This window comes from Streptomyces sp. UNOC14_S4 (genome assembly GCF_020740835.1).
In the GTDB taxonomy this organism is placed as follows: Bacteria; Actinomycetota; Actinomycetes; order Streptomycetales; family Streptomycetaceae; genus Streptomyces.
In genome coordinates this window covers 1-6,187 of record NZ_JAINFC010000454.1, presented here as the reverse complement: position 1 = coordinate 6,187, position 6,187 = coordinate 1, and the positions used below count along the sequence as shown (strand labels likewise).

Genomic DNA, 6,187 nt, shown 5'->3' with positions numbered 1-6,187 from the left:
GTCTCCGCCCGCTGCTTCTTCTCCCGCAACCGCCGCTCATTGATCCCGCGCGGCACCTTCGTGGCGCGCCGGGCCCGCGGCGGCGGTGCCGATGCCTCGGCCAGGAGGGCGGCCAGCCGTACGGCCGCGGTCTCGCGGTTGCGCCACTGGGACCGGTGCTCGGAGGCCCGTACGCTCACGACGCCGTCGGTCAGCCGTCCGGCGAGCCGTTCCAGGGCGCGCTCCTTCCACACGGCGGGCAGCGCGTCGGTCGCGGCCAGGTCGAAGCGCAGCTCGACGGCGCTGTCGGTGGTGTTCACATGCTGGCCGCCGGGGCCGGAGGAGCGCGAGAAACGCCACAGGAGCTCCGCCTCGGGGAGGGTGACGGAGCCGCGGATGACGTAAGGACCGGACATGCCCTCAATGATCCCGCGTGGACCGGGAGCCGTCACCCCGATATACGGCGGCGGGCGGGGCGCGAGGCCCGGCGGCGGCCACCAGGGGCGGTCATCAGGGTTGTGCAAAGAAAGTAAAGCGACGTGGAACTCCGGGTCCCGCGAATGGCGTTATCAAGGGTGACGGCGGCCCGGGCCCGGCTCGGGGCGCAATCGCAGTGTTTCCATCAGAAAGGGACATTTCCCATGGCTGTAAGCCTGTCCAAGGGCGGTAACGTCTCCCTCACCAAGGAGGCCCCGGGCCTGACGGCCGTCACGGTCGGCCTCGGCTGGGACGTCCGCACCACCACGGGCACGGACTTCGACCTCGACGCGAGCGCGATCGCCGTGAACGCCGCGGGCAAGGTCTACTCCGACGCCCACTTCGTCTTCTTCAACAACAAGTCGACGCCGGACCAGTCCATCGTCCACACCGGTGACAACACCACCGGCCAGGGCGACGGCGACGACGAGTCCATCAACGTCAACCTGGCCGCGCTGCCGGCGGACATCGACAAGATCGTCTTCCCGGTCTCCATCTACGACGCGACGTCCCGCGGCCAGAACTTCGGCCAGGTCCGCAACGCGTACATCCGCATCGTCAACCAGACCGGTGGCGCGGAGATCGCCCGCTACGACCTCAGCGAGGACGCCGCCACCGAGACCGCCATGGTCTTCGGCGAGCTCTACCGCAACGGCGCCGAGTGGAAGTTCCGCGCGGTGGGCCAGGGTTACGCGTCGGGCCTCGTGGGCATCGCCCAGGATTTTGGCGTCAACGTCTGACGCAGCCGGTGATGCCGAGGAGGGGCGTCCCTGTGACAGGGGTGCCCCTCCCTCGTCCGCTTTACGGTGGGACCGGTCCGGCTCCGGGCACCACGAAGCCGCACTCGTAGGCGAGGATCACCGCCTGGGTGCGGTTGCCCGCGCCGAGTTTGGCCAGCAGGTTGCTGATGTGGGTCTTGACGGTCTCCAGGCTGACGACGAGGCGTTCGGCGATGCCCGGGTTGGACAGGCCCGTCGCCATGAGCCGGAGGATCTCCAGCTCGCGGGCGGTGAGCGCGGGCGCCCCTCGTGGCGGCCGGGGCGGCACGGGGCGGGCCGCGACGAGTCTGCGGACCGCGTCCGGGAAGAGCACGGAGTCCGTCGTGGCCACCAACCGCACCGCCTGGGCGATCTGTTCGACCGGGGAGCGCTTGAGGACGAAGCCCGCGGCTCCCGCGCGCAGCGCGTCGTAGACGTGGTCGTCGTTCTCGAAGGTGGTGATCACCACGACCTTCGGCGGGTCGGGCGGCGCGGACTGCCGCAGGCGCCGGGTGGCCTCGATCCCGTCGACCCCGGGCATCCGCACGTCCATCAGGACGACGTCGGGCCGCAGCCGTTCCGCCAGGGCCACCGCCTCCACGCCGTCGGCGGCCTCGCCGGTCACCTGGATCCCGGGCCAGGCCGACAGCAGGGTCCGCAGGCCGGTGCGCGTGATTTCCTCGTCGTCGGCGATGAGCACGCAAACGGTCGCGGGCACGGTCATGGCCATGGTCACGGTCTCTGTCTCGGTCATGCGCCGGACCGTAGCGGGATACGGGCGCTCAACCGCCAGCGGGTGCTGCCGGAGCTGTCGGGGCCGTCGGGGCCGTCGGGTGCGGGGCCCGCGGAGAACTCGCCCCGCAGCAGCGCCACGCGCTCGCCCATGCCGGTCAGGCCCGAGCCTTGCCGCCGGGCCGAATGGGCCGAACGAGCCGTCGTCCCACGGCCGGTTATCGGGTTGGTGATCTCCACGTCCAGCCGGTCCTGCGTGACCGAGACCCGCAGTCCGACCTCGGCCGGTGTCCGGGAGGCGTGCCGCAGGGCGTTGGTCAGCCCCTCCTGGACGATCCGGTAGACCTCGCGCGAGACGGTCGCCGGTACGCGCGTCAGGTCCCCGGTGATGTCGGCGCGCAGGTCCGTACCGGCCCCGCGGACCCGGTCCAGCAGGGCGGGGAGGTCGGTGAGGGAGAGCGGCGGGGCGGTCGGGACCCGGCCGTCCCGGAGGATACCGAGGACGTGGTCGAGATCGTCCAGCGCCGCGCGCGACGCCTCCTCCAGGCCGGTCAGCGCGTGACGCGCCCCCGCCGGATCGGTGGCCATCAGCTGCCTCGCCACGGCGGCCTGGATGGTCGAGGCGGTGAGGGTGTGGCCGATGGAGTCGTGCAACTCCTGGGCGAGCCGGTTGCGCTGGGCCAGCAGCCGCGTCTGTTCCTCAAGGGCTATCAGCCGCTCCGCGGACCGGTGGCCGAGCAGGAGCGGCGCGAGCCGGCGCAGGAGCGCGGCCGCCGCCGCACCGGCGAGCCAGGCCAGGACGAGCAGCGCGGCCGCGGCCGGCACGGTCCACGAGCCCTGCGCTCCGCCCGCCACGTCGACGTCCGCCAGGACGGTGATCCGGCCGCCGCCGTGCAGCCAGACGGCGGGCAGGGCGGCGGCCGCGAACAGCAGCAGCGCCGCCACGGCGGTCGCGGCGCCACCGGCCACGGCGTGCAGCAGCAGCCAGCCGGACGTACGGAACCGGTTCGGCCATCGGAGACGCGGGCCGGCCGTGTCGTCGACAGGGGCCGGAAGGTCCGTGCCGAGCAGGCGGTTGGCCAGCTTCACGGAGATCCGGCGCGCTCGGCGCGGCACCCCGAGGGCCGCCGTGACCACGGTGAAGGCGGCCGGGAAGACGGCCGGACGCGCCGTCGGCGGAACCATGGCCGTGGCCATCGCCGCCACGGGTGACAAGAGCAGCGCGACGGCGGCGCCGAGCAGCGCGTGCAGCGGGCCTCGGTAGGTATTCGCGGACAGCAGTGGACGTATCGACAGCAGACGTGTCGACAGCAGACGTATCGGAACGCGCACGCCGGAAGTATCCCAAGCAAGATCGTCCGTCCGCCTCCCCCGCGCGAGCCAGATCCGGGATCCCTCTCGGCCGCGATGTGCCGGGCAGGGGGTCGGCGTGAGGCTGGTGACGTGCTTGAGACAGAGAAGAAACAGCGGGAAGTGGTGACGGCGACGGCCGGAGCGCGCGGCGCTTCGCGCTCACGGACCGGACGGGGCAAGGGGACGGCCTGGTTCCTGGCCATCGCCTTCGGAGGAAGCTGGGCCTGGATCCTCGGCGGGTATTTCGGCCTCGGCCTGTCGATGGTCAATCCCCTGGCGCAGTTGCCGTTCGGCGTCATGCCCGCGCTGGCGGCGATCGTGGTGCGCCGCTGGATCACGAAGGAGGGCTTCGCCGACGCCGGACTGGCCCTGCGCCTGCGGAGGGCCTGGCCCTACTACCTGGCCGCATGGCTGGGCCCGTTGGTCTTCGCGGCGGGCGCCTGCGGACTGGCGGCGGCGCTGGGCCTGTGGCATCCGGACCTCTCCCCGCTCGACAAGGCCGCGGGCGGCCTGCCCGCCTGGGTCTTCGTCGCGCTCCTCATGCTCGTGGTCCCGCTCCTGACGCCGGTCTACGCGGGAGAGGAGTTCGGCTGGACCGGTTACCTCCGGCCGAGTCTGCGCCCCGAACGCCGCCCGGCTCTGGCGACGGTCGTCACGGGTCTCATCTGGGCGGTGTGGCACTTCCCGCTGGCGTTCACCGACTACGTCACCTTCACCCACACCCCGGTCGGCCTGGTGGTGTGGGCGGCAGGCTTCCTGCTCCAGGAAGTACTGCTCGCGTGGCTGTACACGCGCAGCGGCAGCATCTGGGTCGTGAGCCTGGCCCATGCCGGGAACAACATGATCCTCTTCCTGCTCACGGGAACCCTCCTGGGCACGGAGGGCGGGGCGACGGCCGGCGGAGGCGGGCTCGGCGCCACCGGCGTCACGCTGATGACGATGGCTCCGATAGGTGTGGCGTGCGCCTGCGCGATGCTCCCGTCCTTGCGCTCGTCCTTGCGCGGCGGGCGCCGAGGATGAGGGAGGCCGTCCGGATCAACTGTCCTTCCGCCGCCCCAGCTCCCGCATCGTCTCCTCGGCCTTGGGGGTCAGGGCGAGCGGCCCCTGGCCGTTCGTCCACACGGCGCGGATGTCCAGCCGCCGGAACCGCCAGCCGTCGGCGGTCCGTACGGCCTCGCCCGTGAACGTACCGCCGACGTCGAAGTGCCCTCCCGGCTCCGCCCCGCGGGCGGCCTGCGTCGAGGCCAGGTGGACGTGCGTCATCAGCGCGTTCCACCGCACGGTGGCCCGGTCACCGTCGAGCCCGATGAGGTAGTTGGTGCCGATGTGCTGCGTCCGCTCGAACTTGGCCATGGTCGCCCGCTCGGACTCGGCGAGCCCCTCGATCCCCCGGTGCTCCCCGACCGGCGAGCTGATCTCCACATCCTCGGTGAAGAAGCTCCTGGCCCACTCGTCGTCGAACCCGTCGCCGCCGGGCAGTGTGTCGAGGCTCAGCAGGTAGCGGTCGACGAGCCCGGTGATCTCGGCCCGGTCGACGAGGATGCCGATCCGGTCCTGGAGGGCGGCGATATCGGCGGCGGTGGCGTTCATGGCGGTGGCGTTCATGGCGGTGCTCCGTTCACGCGGCGGGCGGCCGCCGTGGTCGGGGCCGTCGATCATTGATCGCAAACGTAGAATCTCAACCTTGCTTGAGGTCAAGGGCGTCGGTCATGTCGATCGTCCGGCCCTCCGCTCCGCCGCTCCCACGCTCCGCCGTGTGAGCCACATCATGGGAACCCGCGCCTCCCACCGGACATATCCAGACGTGACGTCACTACAGACCCGCATCAGGGACGGCGACCCGGACTCCTTCCGCCATCTCTTCCGCGCGCACGCGCAGATGGTCCACCGCTACGCCCTTCGCGCCACCGGCGACTGGGCCACCGCCGAGGACGTCGTCTCGCTCACGTTCCTGGAGGCCTGGCGCCTTCGTGCCAGGCTCCCCGAGGAACCGGACGGCGCGAGGGCCTGGCTGATGGGCATCGCGGTGAACGTCCAGCGCAACACCAGCCGCGCTGCCCGCCGCCACGAGAAGGCCCTGGGCCGTATGCCCGCCAAGGAAGCCGTGCCGGACATCGCGGGTGAGGTGGTGGGCAGGATGGCGGACGCCGAACAGCTCACCGCCGCGAAGAACGCCCTGGGGAAGCTGCGGCGGCCGGAGCGTGAGGTCGTCCACCTCTGCGTCTGGTCCGGCCTGAGCTACGCGGAAGCGGCCGAGGCCCTGGGCGTCGCCGTCGGCACCGTGCGGTCGCGGCTGTTCCGGGCCCGCGAGCGCCTGCGCAAGCTCGCCGAGCGCGAGCTCCGGCAACAAGCGGACGGCCCGGCGGCGGCCCGGCGGTCCGAACGCCCCCACCTGCGCCCCCACCTGCGCCCCGACCTTCGCCTGCACCTGGACCGGCCCGACGAGAAGTGGAACCGATGATGCGTACCTCCCGGCGGCCTCAGGAGCCGCTCGACCTCGGCGACTTCGACCTCCTGCTGCCCCGGCAGGCCGAGACCGTCCTGCCGCAGGGTCGGCAGGACTTGCTGGAGGAGGCCCTGTGGGCCGAGGTCAATGCCACGGCGTGCCGGACAGTTCCGAGCGCGCCGCGCTCCCGTGCGCGCCGTACGGCCTGGATCGCGCTCCCGGTCGCCGCGGCCGTGATCGGGGGTGTCGTGCTTGTCGCCCCGGACGGCTCGGGTGCCTCGGGCGTGGACGCCCACCCTCCGAAGGCCGGAGTGAGGCTGGAATCCGGCACCGCCAAAGGGCTGTCGGCGGCCGTCGACCGCATCTCGCTCGCGGCGGCACGGCTGCCGGCCCTGGAGCCCCGGCAGGACCAGTACATCTACGTGGAGAGCAAGGTGACGGG

The 6,187-nt window shown here is 72.2% G+C and carries 7 protein-coding genes and 1 pseudogene; 4 read left to right on the top strand and 4 right to left on the bottom strand.

What is annotated here, in order from left to right:
* Nucleotides 1-404 (bottom strand): alternative ribosome rescue aminoacyl-tRNA hydrolase ArfB (arfB, locus tag K6I34_RS29365; protein WP_229330483.1); only part of this gene is annotated, 404 nt, incomplete at its 3' end.
* Between the two features lie 216 nt (nucleotides 405-620).
* Between arfB and K6I34_RS29360 the strand changes: the two genes are divergently transcribed.
* Complete coding sequence (locus tag K6I34_RS29360) at nucleotides 621-1,196, top strand: TerD family protein (RefSeq protein ID WP_229330481.1); 576 nt, start codon at nucleotides 621-623, stop codon at nucleotides 1,194-1,196.
* Nucleotides 1,197-1,257: 61 nt separating this feature from the next.
* Here the strand turns inward: K6I34_RS29360 and K6I34_RS29355 are convergent, their stop codons facing one another.
* Together K6I34_RS29355 and K6I34_RS29350 are read right to left on the bottom strand one after the other, a co-directional pair.
* Nucleotides 1,258-1,968, bottom strand: a complete 711-nt coding sequence (locus tag K6I34_RS29355) for a response regulator transcription factor (protein WP_229330479.1) — start codon at nucleotides 1,966-1,968, stop codon at nucleotides 1,258-1,260.
* Nucleotides 1,965-3,278, bottom strand: coding sequence for a histidine kinase (locus tag K6I34_RS29350; RefSeq protein WP_229330477.1), 1,314 nt, complete (start codon nucleotides 3,276-3,278; stop codon nucleotides 1,965-1,967). The genes K6I34_RS29355 and K6I34_RS29350 overlap by 4 nt, the downstream gene beginning before the upstream one ends.
* Nucleotides 3,279-3,389: 111 nt before the next feature.
* On the opposite strand from K6I34_RS29350, the gene K6I34_RS29345 reads away from it, so the two are divergent.
* Nucleotides 3,390-4,319 carry a CPBP family intramembrane glutamic endopeptidase gene (locus tag K6I34_RS29345; RefSeq protein WP_229330475.1) on the top strand — a complete coding sequence of 310 codons (930 nt, stop codon included), beginning with the start codon at nucleotides 3,390-3,392 and terminating at the stop codon, nucleotides 4,317-4,319.
* 15 nt (nucleotides 4,320-4,334) lie between these two features.
* Here the strand turns inward: K6I34_RS29345 and K6I34_RS29340 are convergent, their stop codons facing one another.
* Nucleotides 4,335-4,958 carry a nuclear transport factor 2 family protein gene (locus tag K6I34_RS29340; protein WP_229330473.1) on the bottom strand — a complete coding sequence of 208 codons (624 nt, stop codon included), beginning with the start codon at nucleotides 4,956-4,958 and terminating at the stop codon, nucleotides 4,335-4,337.
* A 109-nt stretch (nucleotides 4,959-5,067) separates the two neighbouring features.
* On the opposite strand from K6I34_RS29340, the gene K6I34_RS29335 reads away from it, so the two are divergent.
* Nucleotides 5,068-5,760, top strand: coding sequence for an RNA polymerase sigma factor (locus K6I34_RS29335; RefSeq protein ID WP_238489945.1), 693 nt, complete (start codon nucleotides 5,068-5,070; stop codon nucleotides 5,758-5,760).
* Nucleotides 5,757-6,187: pseudogene (locus tag K6I34_RS29330) on the top strand (hypothetical protein); the annotation flags it as partial. The gene K6I34_RS29335 and the pseudogene K6I34_RS29330, both read left to right, overlap by 4 nt.

Bases quoted from the DNA above. Each gene is read 5' to 3' on its own strand.
- K6I34_RS29360 (WP_229330481.1), top strand. From the start codon at position 621: ATGGCTGTAAGCCTGTCCAAGGGCGGTAACGTCTCCCTCACCAAGGAG.
- K6I34_RS29340 (WP_229330473.1), bottom strand. From the start codon at position 4,958: ATGATCGACGGCCCCGACCACGGCGGCCGCCCGCCGCGTGAACGGAGC.
- K6I34_RS29335 (WP_238489945.1), top strand. From the start codon at position 5,068: ATGGGAACCCGCGCCTCCCACCGGACATATCCAGACGTGACGTCACTA.
- K6I34_RS29355 (WP_229330479.1), bottom strand. From the start codon at position 1,968: ATGACCGAGACAGAGACCGTGACCATGGCCATGACCGTGCCCGCGACC.